The sequence below is a fragment of the Mucilaginibacter sp. MD40 genome (genome assembly GCF_002288635.1).
Taxonomy (GTDB): Bacteria; Bacteroidota; Bacteroidia; order Sphingobacteriales; family Sphingobacteriaceae; genus Mucilaginibacter.
On sequence record NZ_NRSW01000001.1, the window covers coordinates 1,263,707 to 1,280,483 of the forward strand.

The 16,777-nt window shown below is 44.6% G+C and carries 16 protein-coding genes; 12 read left to right on the forward strand and 4 right to left on the reverse strand.

Going from position 1 to position 16,777, the window contains the following annotated elements; translation table 11 throughout:
- Nucleotides 1-84 precede the first annotated feature (84 nt).
- Nucleotides 85-558 carry a transcription elongation factor GreA gene (greA, locus tag CKK33_RS05655; protein ID WP_095703171.1) on the reverse strand — a complete coding sequence of 158 codons (474 nt, stop codon included), beginning with the start codon at nucleotides 556-558 and terminating at the stop codon, nucleotides 85-87.
- A 202-nt stretch (nucleotides 559-760) separates the two neighbouring features.
- A complete protein-coding gene (locus CKK33_RS05660) occupies nucleotides 761-1,696 on the reverse strand; it encodes a 2-hydroxyacid dehydrogenase (protein ID WP_095703172.1) in 936 nt (311 codons plus the stop codon).
- Between the two features lie 101 nt (nucleotides 1,697-1,797).
- On the opposite strand from CKK33_RS05660, the gene CKK33_RS05665 reads away from it, so the two are divergent.
- Complete coding sequence (locus CKK33_RS05665; protein WP_095703173.1) at nucleotides 1,798-2,361, forward strand: hypothetical protein; 564 nt, start codon at nucleotides 1,798-1,800, stop codon at nucleotides 2,359-2,361.
- Here the strand turns inward: CKK33_RS05665 and rsmA are convergent.
- A complete protein-coding gene (gene rsmA / locus CKK33_RS05670) occupies nucleotides 2,358-3,137 on the reverse strand; it encodes a 16S rRNA (adenine(1518)-N(6)/adenine(1519)-N(6))-dimethyltransferase RsmA (RefSeq protein WP_095703174.1) in 780 nt (259 codons plus the stop codon). The two genes, CKK33_RS05665 and rsmA, sit on opposite strands and share 4 nt — an antisense overlap.
- A 192-nt stretch (nucleotides 3,138-3,329) precedes the next feature.
- On the opposite strand from rsmA, the gene pdxA reads away from it, so the two are divergent.
- From pdxA to CKK33_RS05685, 3 genes are all read left to right on the forward strand, one after another.
- On the forward strand, nucleotides 3,330-4,385 hold the full coding sequence (gene pdxA / locus CKK33_RS05675; RefSeq protein ID WP_095703175.1) for a 4-hydroxythreonine-4-phosphate dehydrogenase PdxA: 1,056 nt from the start codon (nucleotides 3,330-3,332) through the stop codon (nucleotides 4,383-4,385).
- Nucleotides 4,386-4,465: 80 nt separating this feature from the next.
- Nucleotides 4,466-5,650 (forward strand): heparan-alpha-glucosaminide N-acetyltransferase domain-containing protein, encoded by a 1,185-nt coding sequence (locus tag CKK33_RS05680; protein WP_095703176.1) that lies wholly within the window; start codon nucleotides 4,466-4,468, stop codon nucleotides 5,648-5,650.
- Nucleotides 5,651-5,921: 271 nt separating this feature from the next.
- Nucleotides 5,922-7,016, forward strand: a complete 1,095-nt coding sequence (locus CKK33_RS05685; protein WP_095703177.1) for an AAA family ATPase — start codon at nucleotides 5,922-5,924, stop codon at nucleotides 7,014-7,016.
- A 162-nt stretch (nucleotides 7,017-7,178) separates the two neighbouring features.
- Here the strand turns inward: CKK33_RS05685 and CKK33_RS05690 are convergent, their stop codons facing one another.
- Complete coding sequence (locus tag CKK33_RS05690) at nucleotides 7,179-7,592, reverse strand: nuclear transport factor 2 family protein (protein ID WP_095703178.1); 414 nt, start codon at nucleotides 7,590-7,592, stop codon at nucleotides 7,179-7,181.
- Between the two features lie 461 nt (nucleotides 7,593-8,053).
- Between CKK33_RS05690 and CKK33_RS05700 the strand changes: the two genes are divergently transcribed.
- The 8 genes from CKK33_RS05700 (at nucleotide 8,054) to tatC (ending at nucleotide 16,531) form a co-directional block, all read left to right on the forward strand.
- The gene (locus tag CKK33_RS05700; protein ID WP_143822902.1) at nucleotides 8,054-10,582 is read left to right on the forward strand and encodes a P-loop NTPase fold protein; all 2,529 of its coding nucleotides are present in this window, start codon (nucleotides 8,054-8,056) and stop codon (nucleotides 10,580-10,582) included.
- Nucleotides 10,583-10,838: 256 nt separating this feature from the next.
- Nucleotides 10,839-11,360, forward strand: coding sequence for a DUF177 domain-containing protein (locus CKK33_RS05705; protein ID WP_095703181.1), 522 nt, complete (start codon nucleotides 10,839-10,841; stop codon nucleotides 11,358-11,360).
- Nucleotides 11,361-11,372: 12 nt separating this feature from the next.
- Nucleotides 11,373-11,564: a 50S ribosomal protein L32 gene (gene rpmF / locus CKK33_RS05710; RefSeq protein WP_095703182.1), complete on the forward strand. Its 192-nt coding sequence runs from the start codon at nucleotides 11,373-11,375 to the stop codon at nucleotides 11,562-11,564.
- A gap of 15 nt (nucleotides 11,565-11,579) precedes the next feature.
- Nucleotides 11,580-12,518, forward strand: a complete 939-nt coding sequence (plsX, locus tag CKK33_RS05715) for a phosphate acyltransferase PlsX (RefSeq protein ID WP_095703183.1) — start codon at nucleotides 11,580-11,582, stop codon at nucleotides 12,516-12,518.
- A 14-nt stretch (nucleotides 12,519-12,532) separates the two neighbouring features.
- Nucleotides 12,533-13,522, forward strand: coding sequence for a beta-ketoacyl-ACP synthase III (locus CKK33_RS05720; protein WP_095703184.1), 990 nt, complete (start codon nucleotides 12,533-12,535; stop codon nucleotides 13,520-13,522).
- Nucleotides 13,523-13,681: 159 nt separating this feature from the next.
- Nucleotides 13,682-14,170 (forward strand): acetyl-CoA carboxylase biotin carboxyl carrier protein, encoded by a 489-nt coding sequence (accB, locus tag CKK33_RS05725; protein ID WP_095703185.1) that lies wholly within the window; start codon nucleotides 13,682-13,684, stop codon nucleotides 14,168-14,170.
- Between the two features lie 94 nt (nucleotides 14,171-14,264).
- Nucleotides 14,265-15,599 (forward strand): acetyl-CoA carboxylase biotin carboxylase subunit, encoded by a 1,335-nt coding sequence (accC, locus tag CKK33_RS05730; RefSeq protein ID WP_095703186.1) that lies wholly within the window; start codon nucleotides 14,265-14,267, stop codon nucleotides 15,597-15,599.
- Nucleotides 15,600-15,670: 71 nt separating this feature from the next.
- The gene (gene tatC / locus CKK33_RS05735; protein WP_095703187.1) at nucleotides 15,671-16,531 is read left to right on the forward strand and encodes a twin-arginine translocase subunit TatC; all 861 of its coding nucleotides are present in this window, start codon (nucleotides 15,671-15,673) and stop codon (nucleotides 16,529-16,531) included.
- The last annotated feature ends 246 nt before the right edge of the window (nucleotides 16,532-16,777 follow it).

A 16,777-nucleotide genomic window follows, 5' to 3' on the forward strand; every position in this document is an offset into this window, starting at 1 on the left:
AATGGTAAATAGTGAGTGGTGAGCAGTTGTATAAAAATGGTTGATTGGGTGAGTTGTTTAACTAAGCACCCAATCAACCATTTGCTATCTGCTAATTTCTAATATCTCAAATTCCATTTTACCGGCAGGTACCTGTATCTCTGTTTTTTCACCAACAGATTTGCCCAGCAGGCCTTTTGCAATAGGCGATGTTACCGATATTTTACCAGCTTTAAGATCGGCCTCACTTTCTGATACCAACTGGTAGCTCATTGTTGCGCCGTTTTTAATGTTTTTAATTTTAACTATGGATAATGCCAGTACTTTTGAAGTGTCCAATTTTGATTCGTCCAGCAAACGTGCGTTAGCCAAAACTTCTTCCAGCTTGGCTATCTTGGCTTCGTGCAATCCCTGGGCTTCTTTGGCGGCATCATATTCGGCGTTTTCAGAAAGGTCACCTTTGTCACGGGCTTCTGCAATCGCTTTGGCAATGTTAGCGCGCCCAACCGTTTTTAATTGCTGTAATTCTTCTTTTAAATTTTCTAAACCCTCTTTGGTATAGTATGATACCTCTGCCATAATGCAATTATAATTAGTTTATAAATCGTTCGTTTAATGCCAAAAAAAACCGCCCCTCTACTTTCCGGATAGAAGAGCGTTTGGCCATAAAAACAAACAAGACCACGGGACGGCGTCTCCATGATCTTGTTTGGTATTAAAACGAAGATAAAGCTTTTAAATTTTATAATCCAAATTTTTAAGCTTGTTTTTGATGACGGTGTTATTGGGCCAAACCTATTTCGCGCAGCTTTTGAGCCATTACCTCGCTTATTTTACGGTAGCTCTCAAACGTCCAGCCACCAACGTGCGGGCTTAAAAGCACCTTGCCGTTATTACGCAACTCATCAAACCATTGCTGCTCGGCCAGTGCCGGAAATTTCTCTACCTCAAGCACATCTAAACCGGCGCCAAGTATCTTACCTTGTTTTATGGCATTAAGCACGGCCTGGGTTTTAACCACCTTGCCGCGGGCAAGGTTTAAAAAGAATATCGGTTTCCTGAAATGGAAGAAATACTCATCATCAACCATCCCATTAGTTTCGCGTGTAAGCGGTACGTGTAAACTCAGCACATCACTGTGTTTCACAATTTGCTCCATGCTTACTTCGCGCGCGTACCTGTCGCTAAAGCCAGTTTTATATTTATCAAAAGCGATCACCTCTACATCAAAGCCCGATAAACGTTTGGCAAAAGCCTGGCCCATGTGGCCATAACCAATGATACCAACGGTACGGCCCTTTAATTCATATCCGCGGTTCTCTTCGCGCAGCCATTTTCCATCCCTTACCTCGGCATCGCCGCGGTTAAGGTTATTCATGAGCGACAGCAACATGCCCACAGCATGCTCGCCAACGGCATCGCGGTTACCCTCAGGCGCGTTTATCAATATAACACCTTTTGCGATGGCATAATCCTCATCAATATTATCCATGCCCGCGCCGGCCCGGCAAATAAAGCGCAGGTTGGTGGCCTGGTCTAAAAAAGCCTTATCCACCTGGAACTTGGAGCGGATCACCAGACCGTCATAATCATTAATAACGGCTTTTGCATCATCGAGCTTAAAGCCCGGTTGGTAGTTAATGGTATAACCCAATGCTTGTGCCTGCTCCATAAATGCCGGGTGCAGATCGTCAACTATAAGAATGTTATTTTTCAAAAGCTAAAGTTTTGTGGTAAAAGTACAAAAGCTTACATCAAGTTGTAAAAAGAACTGGTTGTAAAAGCCTAAACTGGCACGTAAATGGCAATTGCTATGGTATGAATATTATACCATTTAAAAATACCAAAAAGCATATAAAAGAATACGCCGGAAAACTGTCAGAAGGTGGCTTCAGGAGCATATTTGACCGTATTGACCAATTAAGCGTTAAGCGTGGGGTTGATACAATGGGGCTGGATAAGTTTATTAATCAATGTGCCTTAATGGCAGCCGGCTCAGGCGCGGTAGCGGGCACCGGTGGCTTTTTTACCATGCTGATAGGGATGCCTATTGATTTTGTAAACCTGATAACTCAGCAATTCAGGGTTACCATGGCCATTATGTACCATAATAAAGGTAGTTACCAAATAGGTTTTAACGAGTTTATGCAGTTGGTAGCTACCTCTTTTAAAGTGGAAGCAGGTATTGCCGTTAGTAAAACCATGATGGAGAACGTAGCCGAAAAGATATTTTTGGCTTTTGGCGTACGCGCAGCAGAACGCTTAGTGCCGGTAATTGGGGCAGCTATAGGGGGTACCGCCAATTACCTTTTTGTTAAACGCATGGCCGAAAAGGTAAAGGAACAATATCCCGGCCCGGGTAAGGTGATCAAGATTAGTTAACGGGCCGCTGTAATCTCGTTAGTGAGCTTTACAAAATCATCAACGGTTAATCGCTCAGCACGAAGGTCAAGGGTGGCATTATCAGCCACCCTTTCTTTGTTAATAAGGGCGGATAGCGCATTACGTAAAGTTTTCCGCCGCTGGTTAAAGCCGGCCTTTACAACTTGCCAGAAAAGCTTTTCATCACAATTTAACGTAGCAGTTTGATTCCGGGTTAAGCGAATAACGGCCGATAGTACCTTTGGCGGAGGATTGAATACGCCCGCTTTAACCGTAAACAAATATTCTACCTTATAATAAGCCTGCAGAAAGACGCTCAGGATGCCATATTCCTTGGTGCCTGCTTTAGCGGTACAGCGTTCGGCCACTTCTTTCTGAAACATGCCTACAACTTCTGCTACCTGATCGCGGTTATCCAGTATCTTAAAGAGTATTTGCGATGATATATTGTAAGGGAAATTGCCTATAACAGCCATTTTATCCTCAAATGCGGCCTTAAAGTCAAGCTCCAGGAAATCGGCATTAATGAGCCTCTCGCCCAGCTGCGGGTATTTCTTTTGCAGGAACTGGTACGATTCAGTGTCAATATCAATCAGGAAAACCTCGTATTCGGGCTTCTGCAGCAGGAAATCGGACAGGATACCCATGCCCGGGCCAACTTCCAGCACCTGCCGGTAACCATTGGCAGGCCGCAGGCTGTCGACAATTTTGGAGGCGATATTTTTATCGGTAAGAAAGTGCTGGCCGAGATGCTTTTTTGCCCTTACTAAGGTCATTTGCTAAAATTAATCGGACAAATTACGGCATATTTGCGCTTTTATCGGGAATTATAAGTTGAAAATCTTTTAATTTGCATTTTTAGCAAAACGCTAAAGGCTTAACACACAAAGCAAAATGCAACTGCTTCAGGCTGTTTAAATAACGATAGAACTGTTAGTGTTAAGCGGCGTATGACCCAATTTTAAACCATGAGTGATAAACCTAAAATAGGCATAAGTATAGGCGACGTAAACGGCATAGGGCTGGAGATAATAATCAAAACCTTGTCAGACGCGCGCATTTATGATTACTGTACACCAATAGTTTATGGCCATACCAAGGTGGCCTCGTTCCATCGTCGGGCTATCCATGTTAATGAGTTTAATTTTAACGTGATAGACAACGCCGGCAATGCTCAACATAAAAAGCCCAACATGATCAATTGCTGGGAAGAGGATGTACGCATTGATATGGGTAAGGTAACTCCAGAAGGTGGCAAATACGCCTTTATATCACTCCAACGGGCTACAGATGATTTGTTGAGCGGCCATATTGATGGCCTCGTTACCGCGCCCATCAATAAAGACAATATACAGAACGACGACTTTAAGTTTCCCGGCCATACCGAATACCTGCAGCATCGAGACAGCAAAGAAGATTCGCTGATGTTCCTCGTGAACGATAATCTGCGTGTGGGGGTTGTAACCGGGCATATACCGGTATCGCGCATAGCGCAAAGCATAACGGCCGAAAAGATAGTGAACAAACTTAAGCTGATGAACAGCAGTTTGCGCGACGATTTCTGGATACGCAAACCCAAAATTGCCGTGCTTGGCCTTAACCCCCATGCCGGCGATAACGGTTTAATAGGCAACGAGGAAAAGGATGTCATCATCCCGGCTATTGAAGAAGCGCGTGCCAACGATGTACTGGCATTTGGCCCTTACGCTGCCGACGGCTTTTTTGCCAACGGCACCTATATGCAGTTTGATGCCGTACTGGCCATGTACCACGACCAGGGCCTCATCCCTTTTAAACAGATCGCTTTTGAAACCGGTGTTAACTATACGGCAGGCTTAAGCTTCGTACGCACTTCGCCCGACCATGGTACCGCTTATGATATCGCAGGGCGCAACATGGCATCAGAGGTATCATTCAGAGAGGCATTGTTTACGGCTATACACGTAATTAAGCATAGAAGGGAAACCGCCGAGTTGAACGAAAACCCGCTTTTATTCAGCAAACTGAGCCGCGACCGCGATTAAATGGACTTAACCGGGATAATGTTTTAGACAAATTAACGTTTATTTAAAACATTTATCTCTGAAATACATTTGCCTGTTTAATGAGTAATTTAATTAACCGCATCAGGTCTATTGATGCGTTTCGTGCGGTTACCATGTTCCTGATGATCTTTGTGAACGACCTGGATGGTGTGCCCAATACCCCGGAGTGGCTTAAACATGCAGGTGTAAATGCCGACGCTTTAGGACTTGCCGATACCATTTTCCCAGCCTTTCTGTTCATTGTGGGGCTGTCTATCCCGTATGCTTTTGCCAAGCGGTTGCATAACCAGGAGGCGCATGTGCCCTACCGCATTATTACCCGGTCGCTGGCGTTGGTATTTATTGGTTTTTTCCATGCCAACAGCGAAACCTATAACGAAAGCGCTACCATACTCCCCAAGCCCGTTTGGGATAGTTTGGCTACCTTCAGTTTCTTTTTTATCTTTTTAGACTACAGCAAAAATACCTCGGCCCTGCGCCGGTACATTTTCCAGGGATTTGGCGTGGCGCTGCTCATAGCCATGTGCGTTATTTATCGCAGTACAGACCCTGCCCACCCCTGGCTGCACCTCACCTGGTGGGGCATACTGGGGCTAATCGGCTGGGCATACCTGGTATGCGGGCTCATTTACTATTACAGCAACGGTATATTATGGATACAGGCCGCGGCTTGGCTGTTCTTTATGTTCTTTAACATCGATTTCCATTTTGGGATGCTCGATTTTTTAAGTGGCATTCAAAAGTACATGTGGATAGCCGGTAATGGTGCCATGCAGGCTTTTACCATGGCCGGTGTGTTCGTATCGGTGCTGTATATGAGGCTCAATAAAAACAACGAGATAAAGATGCTATGGGCCGCCATGATCCTGATGGCTATTATCCTGTTTAACCTTGGTTTTATAGTGCGTTATTTTAGCGGCGGTATCTCCAAAGCGCGCGACACCCCTTCGTGGGTACTCATCTGTACGGGTATCAGTCTGGTGGTTTACGCCTTCTTTATTTTTATAGTGGATGTGAAGCATAAGTATCACTGGTTTAAGGTGATAGAGCCTGCGGGCACCAGTACCTTTACCTGCTATTTGCTGCCCTATCTTTTTTACCCCCTCTACCAGATGACCGACCTCGGCTACCCGCAATACCTCGACCAGGGGACAGGCGGCCTCATCCGTTGTTTGATATTTTCGTTCGTAATTGTGTGGCTCACGGGGCTGCTACAAAAGATTAATGTTCGGCTAAAAATCTGAGCGTTCCGCCGGGAGTATATACCGATGTGGGACAAATGGAACATCTTATTTATCAGCGAGTTGTATTTTTAATGTGGATGCAGTTTTAGGTAATGTCTTCCACGCTAAGCCATTCATTTACATTATGGTTATCATTTTTTGCGATCCGTTCCGCGCGGAACGCTTTTGGAAACTATAACGGAACGCTTTCGGAACGCTGATTGCATCTGTCTTTAAGGATGATTTGTATTTATAAAGATATTTCTGTATATTTACAGATATTCTGATTTTCATGGACGATTTTATTGAAATTACCCCATCCGGCTTTCGCCGTCCGCCGGTAGTTGAGGCCATACGCACACAGGCACGGCGCAGCAGTAAACGCCTGCACCGGCATGGGCTGGACGAAGGCATTTACCTCGACCCCGAAAAAACCGACTTGCTGCTGGTGAAAACCGCCGCCCAGTGGATGAAACAGGAGTACGGCAAACCCATGCCGCGTATGCTCCTGGGCGACCTGTGGATGGAGGGTGAACTATGCGTGCTGTTTGCCGATACCAACCTGGGCAAATCTATACTGGCGGTGCAGATAGGCAATAACCTGGCGCAGGGCGTGTGCACCGGCGACCTTAACAACCAGCTGCCGCCCCAAACCCATGTGCTGTATGTTGATTTTGAGATGGGCAGCAAACAGTTCGAGAGCCGCTACTACCACCCGCAATGGGGCAGCTACCCCTTCGGGAAAACCTTTTACCGGGCCGAGTTTAACCCCGCCGCCAATAACCCTGCTTTGTATGACGATTATGACACCTACCTTGAAAACGCCCTCGAGAGCGCCATTACCCAAAGCAAGGCCAGGGTATTGATTATTGATAACCTTACCTACATGGCCACCGGTACCGAACGCGCCCGCGAGGCGCTGCCTTTAATGAAAAAGCTGAAGGCCATAAAAACCCGCCACAAGCTCAGCATGCTGGTGCTGGCCCATACACCCAAGCGCGATGCCGCCAAAGCCATTACCGTGAACGACCTGCAGGGCAGTAAAATGATCATTAACTTTTGCGACAGCGCCTTTGCCATTGGCAAAAGCTACACCCGGGCCGGTGCCCTGTACCTCAAACAAATTAAACAGCGCAGCACCACGGCCCGCTACGGTGCCGATAACGTTTGCCTTTGCCAAATTACCCGCGAACTGAACGACCTGCACTTTACCTTCAGCGGCTACAGCCACGAGCGTAACCACCTGCAACGCCCCGACGCCCAGAACCGCGACCACCTTAAACAACAAGTGCGCGAGCTGCGCCAACAGGGCCACAGCTTTCGCCATATCAGCAAAACCACCGGCATTGCCCTCAGCACCCTCGCCCGCTGGATAGGAGAGGAGTAGGTTTTTGATGTGCAAATATGCAGGTGTGCAAATGTTAGCTCCTTTCTGTCATACTGAGCGATAGCGAAGTATCTGATCGCCAACTTTCACAGCGTATAATAGATTCTTCGCTGTCGCTCAGAATGACAAGCCTGAAATATGTCATTGCGAGGAGCGGCGAGCTTAAAGCCTCCGGTCTGCTTCCGCTATCTTCAGGTCGTTGATGCTCGCATAGCGTTTTTGCATGAGGCCGTTTTGGTCAAATTCCCAGTTCTCGTTGCCATAGGCGCGGAACCATTGGCCCTCGTGGTTGTGGTATTCATATTCAAAACGTACGGCTATGCGGTTGCCGGTAAAAGCCCAAAGTTCTTTTTTGAGTTTGTAGTTTAATTCCCGTTCCCATTTATGGGTAAGAAAAGTGATCACCTCTTGGCGGCCGTTAACGAACTGGTCGCGGTTGCGCCATTCCGTATCTATGGTATAAGCCAGGGCAATGCGCTGCGGGTCGCGGCTGTTCCAGGCATCTTCGGCCAGTTGCACTTTCTGTATCGCGGTTTCCAAAGTAAAGGATGGCAATGGTAGCTTTTGTTCTGTCATGATCTTTTTTTTGAACAAAAGTAGCGGGGCGGTAAATACGTTAATGGTGTTTTTTATGGATTGTGTGGTAGTTTACAGGTGGCGAGAGGATGTGCTAATGGAAAAAAGCCACAACATCGCCGGGTGGATAGAGGGGAGTATTTTTTATTCTAGATATGCAGGTGTGCCAATGTTACACCTTTCTGTCATACTGAGCGATAGCGAAGTATCTAATCGCCAACTTTCATAGCTTATGATAGATTCTTCGCTGTCGCTCAGAATGACAAGCCTGAATTATGTCATTGCGAGGAGCGACAGCGACGCGGCAATCCCAAATAGGCAGAGCGAACATACCTGTCATGGTTAGCCTGTCGAACCACACCGCTTTTACAGGTCTTCTAAAACCCCTATACAGATATCTACTATTGGATAACGTTATTACTAATAATCTAAATATTATATATTTACATAAAGCTTAAGCCTTGAAGAAAAAACATATCCTGCCTTTAAGTGTGGTGATCTTTATTTCCACATTGCTGCTATTTCGAGTACCAATTAGTGATTTCCTAAATTTCACTTTGATTCGCCCCCTTTTTATGAAAGTTGAATCTAATGCTTTGACTGATATGGCGTTATTGTCGCTTACTATCATAATAGTATGGTGGATGTCTAATGAGTTAAATAGACGCGGTGTTTTAAATACAATTATCTTTAGTATAGCATTTTACGTTTGTCAAAGATTTAACCCTTACTGGCACTTTACAAAATCATATCTTTTCCAGATAGCTTATTGGGATGTTGTTTGTATATCATCGTTTGGCACTTTATTACTGAATCATCTTTTCAATAAAGAAATAAAGGATCAAACAAGCTTATTAGTAAATGAGGGCTTTTCTGAAGACCTGATAGTTGATAATTTAGATAAAGACTCTTTTAATCGAAAGCAAACCGCAAAAACTATTGCTGATCTGATAATGAAAACAAAAAATTCAATGTCATTTGCCATTGGTATTATTGGAGAGTATGGTAGCGGTAAAACATCTTTTCTGGAATTAATAAGCATATACCTGAATAAAGAAGAAAAGGTATTAAAAATCCCGTTTAATCCCTGGAATGCAAATAGTCCTGAATCTATCAGAAATTATTTCTTTGATGTTTTATCCCAAAACATAGCTGATACGAGTCAGAAAACGTCTTCATTAATTTACAATTACGGTAGAAGGCTGGCTAATGTTGACTCGCGTTTATTGTTGAGTATGAACTGGTTTAATTTCTTTAAAAATCAAGGAACAATCCAAAGCCCCGATGAATATAAAATGATTAACCATGTGCTTGGGAGTTTGGGGAAGAAAATCATTATTACCATTGATGATCTCGATCGCCTGTATCCGGATGAGATAATGGAGGTTTTGAAACTTATAAGAAATACGGCTAATTTCTCTAACGTTTTTTATTTAGTTGGTTATGATAGAGATTATGTACAAGATGCAACTAAAAGCCTAAGCAATAAGGTTAGGCCAGATTATTTAGATAAAATATTTCAATTGGAGATACCCTTGCCCAAAAGGCAAAACGATGATTTGTTGAAACAACTCCAGGAATACTTAAACAAATTCATAACTGAAAAACATCGACAAGTTTTTGAAGGGGAAATTGTACCCAAAGGATTTTCAGATTTTTATGGAAAAGGGTATGGGAAAGTATTAAGACAAAGTCGTGACGTTATAAGATTTGTAAATAGTTTTAAGGTAATATACCAATTGATTGGGGAAGAGGTTGACTTTGAATGCCTAATGATATTAGAGCTGATAAAGTTTCGATTTTCATCCGTGTATGATTTAATACATAGTGAATACAGATTATTCTTAATCGAAAAGTCATTGTATTTTAGTCATTCACAATATTTTTCACCTTTAATGATAAGAATTAGTGGAAAAAACGAACCATACAAAGAGGTATCTAAATTTAAACTGCACATTGAAAAGCTGGGATGGATAAATGATCGTGATTTATCTATTTTAGACAACTTGTTTTTATCACTATTCGACGCCAGCGATTCTAGCTTACCTAAAGCGCAAAACTCCATTTCATATCCAATGTATTTTGACATATACTTTAGATTTAGTTTGTCTAATAGAGATTTGTCAGATAAAGCCTATAGGACAGCATTGTCTTCGGGGAAGATGTCATCTTTCATGATTGAATGTGCTAATCAAGGTTTACACAAGGAGTTGATGACGCGTTTGATGCAGGAAGGTTATGGAACTAAAAATGACTTTGAAAAAGTCATACGTTTGATATTTAGTTACGGCAGAACATTTGTTTATAAGGAGGGGCTTTTCCGATTCGATTATAGGTCTTTAATAAACAAGCTTTCTAACTATCATAACGGTATAACAGATAGGCTGTATAGAAAGCAAATAGACCCCTATCTTTCATTTTTAAGGAGTAGGTTTGTTGAAGCAGTAGCTCCATTTTTGTTTGAAAATGAACTGATATTTCACTTGAAACAAGATGAAGATAATCTCCTTTTACCCATTGAAGACCTGAATTCATACCAACTCAGCTACTTTAATAGAATGATAAGTAGTGATCATGGGTTAAGTGAAAATACACTTTGGCTGTTTTGGGCAGCAAGAATGGAAAATAAGGAAGATTTGGAGAAGAATATTTCAAGTTCGGAAGCCTGGAGGTTTGTGCCGGAGTTGGTATCAGTGATAAAGCCCTATCTTACAAAGTTAGATATCTGTGAGTTCTTAAAGTTTAGCATTCAAACTGATATTAGGAATAAATCAATAGCAAAAATTGCCAGGCAAGTTTTAGAAATGTTTGAAGATCCATTAGATTATAGGAAGATTGTGAATGAAAATCCAATTTTAGACGACTTGGTTCGATCTGAATATATTGAATTGTTTGATAAGCTTCATGCTGTCAACTTTAACCAATATGTTGAGATAGAGTTTAAAAGTGATTTAGCAAACATTGACCGAAAAGCTGGAAAGTTAGAGTAGTACCTAAACCCGATAGCAGCGTATACCGGCTATGAGGTGAAAGGCCTGCAGGCGTATGAGCGTATAGCGGGGCTGCTGTACCCAAAGCACCACTGCCACTGCTTTACCCAATAGTCGCCCCGCGCAACCATCCCGCTCCCGCATCCCGCACTCTCACCATCCCGCACCCACCACTCACACCCCTACCAACCCCAATTAAAAAAACACTTTCCTGAATTAATAATTTTACCTACATTTGCGGGCTAATTGTTGCTCATTGAAATCGCTACGCACATATTCAATACCATTTACCGGCTTAAAGCTGGGTAAGCATTATTTTGAATACGAAATAGGTGCCGACTTTTTCGGCGAGTTTGAGTATTCGCTCGTAAAAAAGGCTAACCTGCTTTGCAAGGTTGAACTGGATAAGCAGGAAACTATGCTGATCCTGAATTTTGACATTACCGGTAATGTTACCGCCACCTGCGACAGGTGTTTGAGCGAATATCAGCAGCCGGTTGAGGTGCATGAGCAGCAGATAGCCCGTTTCAGCGATGAGGAAATGGGAGAGGACGATGAAATTATTACCCTCGGCAGGAACGATCATGAGATAAACATTGCCGGGCTGATATATGAATACGTGAACGTTTCGCTGCCGTTTATTGCTAACTGCAGTAACCAGGGCGACGGTAAACAGTGTGACGAGGAAATGCTGAAAAACTTGGACAAGCTTTCAGTAAACGATGAACAGGAAGAGCAGGCCGACCCGAGATGGGAAGCCCTCAAAAAATTAAAATAATAAAAAAAGGTTATGGCACATCCAAAACGCAAAATTTCAAAATCAAGAAGAGATAAACGCAGAACGCATTACAAAGCCGAAGCGCCTTCATTAACTACCTGCCAAACTACCGGTGCGGTACACTTGCCACACAGAGCTTATACTGTTGATGGTAACGTTTACTTCAACGGCAAAATTCTTATCGAGAAGGCAGTAGTAGCTTAAGTTAATTTTCTGGGAATGAAGATTGGCTTGGATATTATGGGCGGTGATTACGCTCCCAAAGCAGCTGTTTTAGGGGCGATTGAAGCTTGTAAAACTTTAGCAGCCGGGCAGCGGCTTGTGCTTATTGGCGACAAGGATGCGGCTCTCGCTATTCTCAGCGAAAATAATTTCAGCGCCGATAACTTTGAGTTTGTACACACAACCGAGGTTATTGGTATGGGCGAACACCCTACTAAGGCTATTGTACAGAAACCCAACTCGAGCATTGCCGTAGGTTTCCAGATGCTGAAGGACGGCGCTATTGACGCGTTCTCATCGGCCGGTAACACGGGCGCTATGCTGGTGGGCAGTATGTTCAGCGTAAAAAATATACCGGGCGTTATACGCCCGGCCATGACTACCATAGTACCCAAACTTAAAGGAGGTTTGGGTATTATTTTGGATGTAGGTGCCAATGCCGATTGCAAGCCCGATGTGCTGTTGCAGTTTGGCGTACTGGGCAGCCTCCTTGCCGAATCTGTTTACGGCATCCCTACCCCCCGCGTAGCCTTAATGAACATAGGCGAGGAGGAAGAAAAGGGCAACCTGCTGAGCCAGGCTACCTATCCTTTAATGAAAGAAACCAAACTGTTTAACTTTGTGGGCAACGTAGAAGGCCGCGACCTGTTCAATGACAATAACGATGTGATTGTTTGCGACGGTTTTACGGGCAACGTGATCCTGAAACTGGCCGAGTCGTTCTACGTGATCACGCTCAAGAAAAAGCTGAAGGACGAGTTCCTGGACCGCTTTAACTATGAGCAGTATGGCGGCAGCCCTATTTTAGGGGTAAACGCCCCGGTGGTGGTAGGCCACGGCATATCAAGCCCCGAAGCGATAAAGAACATGGTGCTGCTTTCGAAAAATATGGTTGAAACCCATCTCGTTGATAAAATTAAACTGGCTTTCCAGTAAATTAAGATATATAAATGAGCAAAATTACTGCTGCTATCACCGCTGTTAATGGTTACGTACCCGATTACGTTTTAACCAACCACGAGCTGGAGACAATGGTGGACACCAATGACGAGTGGATAACCACCCGTACCGGCATTAAAGAGCGGAGGATACTCAAAGGCGAAGGCCTGGCCACCTCTGATATGGCCGTTCCGGCTGTTGAGGGCCTGCTTAAAAAACGCGGCATTACCGCCGAAGAAATCGACCTCATTATTTTTTGCACCACCACGCCCGATATGCCTTTTCCGGCTACGGCAAACGTGCTGGCCCACAAAATAGGCGCAAAAAACGCCTGGGGTTATGATCTGCAGGCAGCCTGCTCGGGCTTTATTTTTGGCCTTACGACCGGCGCGCAGTTTATTGAGACCGGCAAGCATAAAAAGGTTTTAGTGGTGGGTGGCGATAAAATGTCGTCGATCATTAACTATGAAGACCGTGCAACCTGCATTATTTTTGGCGATGGCTGCGGCTGCGCCCTGCTGGAGCCCAACACCGAAGGCTACGGCATACTGGATACTGTAATGAAAAGCGATGGCGCCGGCGCCCAGCTGCTGTTCCAGAAAGCGGGCGGATCTATGCACCCTGCCAGCCACGCAACAGTTGATGCCAAAGAACACTTTGCCTACCAGGAAGGGCAGGCGGTATTTAAATTTGCCGTAACAAACATGGCCGATGTAGCCGCCGAAGTACTGGAGCGCAATAACCTCGTTGGCGATGATATTGCATGGTTGGTACCTCACCAGGCCAACAAACGTATTATTGATGCTACTGCTAACCGCATAGGTTTAACACCCGAGAAAGTGATCGTTAACATTGAGCGTTATGGTAACACCACCAACGGCACTATACCATTGTGCCTGTGGGAGTGGGAAAGCAAATTTAAAAAAGGCGATAACCTGATACTCGCGGCCTTTGGCGGCGGCTTTACCTGGGGCTCTATCTACCTCAAATGGGCATACTGATGATCCGTTTCAGGATGTGGAGGTAACAAATAGTTATTTCAAAACATCTTGAAATACTTCATGTTAACATTTAAATAACCGAAATTCATTTGCACATTTGCACACCAGCTTATTTGCACATTAAAATAACTATTTTTAGCCAACCAATTACCGCTTACTATGGATATTAAACAAATTCAGGATCTAATACGCTTTGTATCAAAATCAGGCGTTAATGAAGTTTCTATTGAGCAGGAAAATTTTAAAATAACGATAAAAACTAACGAGGCGCCTACTTATGTTAATGCCACTATACCGGCAGCGCAACAGGCTCCGTTGGCCGCAGCGCCTGCTCCGCAACCGGTAAGCCTGCCCGCGGCAGCACCTGCCGCTGCTGAAGCCGCTCCCGCAGCTGTTGAGGCATCTAACTACATCACTGTAAAATCACCGATGATCGGTACTTTCTACCGTTCGTCATCTCCTGATAAACCAAGCTTCGTAAACGTTGGCGACGAAATCAGCGCCGGCAGCGTGCTTTGCATTATCGAGGCTATGAAGCTGTTTAACGAAATTGAATCTGAAGTGTCGGGCCGCATTGTAAAAGTATTGGTTGACAATGCTTCGCCGGTTGAGTACGACCAGCCTTTATTTTTAGTTGAACCTAAGTAAGTATGTGTATATGTGCAGATATGCAAATGTGCAAATGAAGCGCATTCGGTTAATCTGCACATTTGCACATTTGTAATTTACACATCTGAAAATCATGTTTAAAAAAATACTAATAGCTAACCGTGGCGAAATTGCCCTGCGTGTTATACGCACCTGTAAGGAAATGGGCATCAGAACCGTAGCTGTATATTCTACCGCCGACCGCGACAGCCTTCATGTGCGCTTTGCTGATGAGGCCGTTTGTATTGGCCCCCCTCCAAGCCGCGACTCATATTTAAACATACCTAACATCATTTCGGCTGCCGAACTCACCAATGCCGACGCGATACACCCGGGCTATGGTTTCTTGTCGGAAAATGCCAAATTCTCGGCCATTTGCGCGGAGTATGGTATTAAGTTCATCGGAGCTACTGCCGACCAGATCAACGCCATGGGCGATAAATCATCTGCTAAAGAAACCATGAAAAAGGCTGGTGTGCCCACCATCCCGGGTTCAGAAGGTTTGTTAACTGATGTTAAGCAAGGTATCAGCATCGCCAAAAAAATTGGCTACCCTGTTATACTTAAAGCTACTGCTGGTGGTGGTGGCCGTGGTATGCGTGTGGTTTGGAAAGACGAAGATTTTGAGGCAGCCTGGGACAGCGCACGTGCCGAATCGGGCGCGGCTTTCGGTAACGATGGCCTTTACCTTGAAAAATATGTTGAAGACCCACGCCACATTGAGATACAGGTAGTAGGCGACCAGTACGGTAAAGTTTGCCACCTTTCTGAACGTGATTGCTCTATACAGCGCCGTCACCAGAAACTGGTAGAAGAAGCGCCATCACCGTTCATGACCGAGAAACTGCGTAAAAAAATGGGTGAGGCCGCCATTAAAGGCGCTAAAGCTGTTAAATACGAAGGTGCCGGTACAGTAGAGTTCCTGGTTGATAAGAACCGCAACTTCTACTTCATGGAAATGAATACCCGTATACAGGTAGAGCACCCCGTAACAGAAGAGGTAATTAACTTCGACCTGATAAAAGAGCAGATAAAAGTTGCAGCAGGTATACCTATCTCGGGTAAAAACTACGAGCCAACCATGTGCGCTATCGAGTGCCGCATCAATGCTGAGGATCCTGCGAATAACTTCCGTCCGTCGCCGGGTAAGATCACCAATTTCCACTCACCGGGTGGGCATGGTGTACGTATCGATACACACGTGTACAGCGGATATGTGATCCCACCGAATTACGACTCGATGATCGCCAAGGTGATCTGCGTGGCGCAAACCCGTGAGGAAGCACTATCAACCATGGAGCGTGCTTTGAGCGAGTTTGTGATAGAAGGTATTAAAACCACCATACCATTCCACTTGAAATTGCTGAAAGACCCGAACTTCCGTGCGGGTAACTTCACTACCAAGTTTATGGAAACCTTTGAATTTTAATTTCAAAACAACATCTTTCAAAGGAAAAATAACGTAAATAACACACCCTGCTTTAATGCAAGGCATATCAAATGAGCGAGAATAAGTTAATAAAAGCTATTAAGGAAAAAGGCCAGAACATGGAGGCCGAAATGTCGTTCTTTGACCACCTTGAAGAGTTGCGCTGGCACCTCGTGCGCTCGGCTATCGCCGTGTGTATCTTTATGGCAGGTGCGTTCTATTATTACGACTTTATTTTTTCCAAGATCATCATGGGGCCTGCCAAGCCCAGCTTCTGGACCTACCGGATGCTGTGTAAACTCGGCGCGGCATTGCACCGCGACGGTTTCTGCGTGAATAATGTGCCCGTAAAATTAATGAATAATGAGATGGCGGGGCAGTTTACCCTCCAGATCAATTCGGCGCTAATGATAGGGGTTGTGTTGGGCTTTCCTTACCTGCTTTGGGAAGTATGGAAATTTATTAAACCGGCCCTGCATGAGAAAGAGCGTAAGGCAGCGGGTGGTTTTGTGTTTTATGCCAGTGTGTTATTTATCCTTGGGATATTATTTGGCTATTACATTATCACACCCATGTCGGTAAACTTCCTGGCCAGCTATACCATCAGCCCCGAAATTACCAACTGGTTCTCCATTGATTCTTACATATCATCGGTAGCTACTTTAACCTTAGCGAGCGGTGTGGTTTTCCAGTTACCTATATTGGTTTACATCCTGTCGAGCCTGGGTATATTAACTCCCGCCTTTATGCGCAGCGGCCGCCGTTATGCTATCGTGATCATCCTGATCGTAGCCGCGGTAATTACCCCAACGCCGGATATGCTCACCATGACGGTAGTAAGTATCCCGCTGTTTGTACTATACGAGGTAGGTATTGTGGTTGCCGGCGTAGTGGAAAGGCGTAAAAAAGCAAGAGAACTGGCAGGGCAATAATCTGCCCGTTTAAAATATCGACCATTGAATATTGAATGTCGAATAATGAAGGATGCTTCGTTATTCGACATTTGTTTTTTATGATATTTTCCTCTTTTGTCATGGTGAGCTTGTCGAACCATTTATCCAAGGTCATACGCACACGCCCCCTAAATGCAAAGAGCGATAGCGACGTGGCAATCCGTAAGCCTCACCCTGCCCTCTCCATAGGAGAGGGTTCAATAACGGCATCTTTATAAAGTCCTC

Excerpts from the sequence above, each read along its gene's own strand:
- CKK33_RS05685 (WP_095703177.1), top strand. The coding sequence starts at position 5,922 with ATGGACGATTTTATTGAAATTACCCCATCCGGCTTTCGCCGTCCGCCG.
- tatC (WP_095703187.1), top strand. The coding sequence starts at position 15,671 with ATGAGCGAGAATAAGTTAATAAAAGCTATTAAGGAAAAAGGCCAGAAC.
- CKK33_RS05720 (WP_095703184.1), top strand. The coding sequence starts at position 12,533 with ATGAGCAAAATTACTGCTGCTATCACCGCTGTTAATGGTTACGTACCC.
- CKK33_RS05680 (WP_095703176.1), top strand. The coding sequence starts at position 4,466 with ATGAGTAATTTAATTAACCGCATCAGGTCTATTGATGCGTTTCGTGCG.
- rsmA (WP_095703174.1), bottom strand. The coding sequence starts at position 3,137 with ATGACCTTAGTAAGGGCAAAAAAGCATCTCGGCCAGCACTTTCTTACC.
- accC (WP_095703186.1), top strand. The coding sequence starts at position 14,265 with ATGTTTAAAAAAATACTAATAGCTAACCGTGGCGAAATTGCCCTGCGT.
- CKK33_RS05665 (WP_095703173.1), top strand. The coding sequence starts at position 1,798 with ATGAATATTATACCATTTAAAAATACCAAAAAGCATATAAAAGAATAC.
- plsX (WP_095703183.1), top strand. The coding sequence starts at position 11,580 with ATGAAGATTGGCTTGGATATTATGGGCGGTGATTACGCTCCCAAAGCA.
- accB (WP_095703185.1), top strand. The coding sequence starts at position 13,682 with ATGGATATTAAACAAATTCAGGATCTAATACGCTTTGTATCAAAATCA.
- pdxA (WP_095703175.1), top strand. The coding sequence starts at position 3,330 with ATGAGTGATAAACCTAAAATAGGCATAAGTATAGGCGACGTAAACGGC.
- greA (WP_095703171.1), bottom strand. The coding sequence starts at position 558 with ATGGCAGAGGTATCATACTATACCAAAGAGGGTTTAGAAAATTTAAAA.
- rpmF (WP_095703182.1), top strand. The coding sequence starts at position 11,373 with ATGGCACATCCAAAACGCAAAATTTCAAAATCAAGAAGAGATAAACGC.
- CKK33_RS05690 (WP_095703178.1), bottom strand. The coding sequence starts at position 7,592 with ATGACAGAACAAAAGCTACCATTGCCATCCTTTACTTTGGAAACCGCG.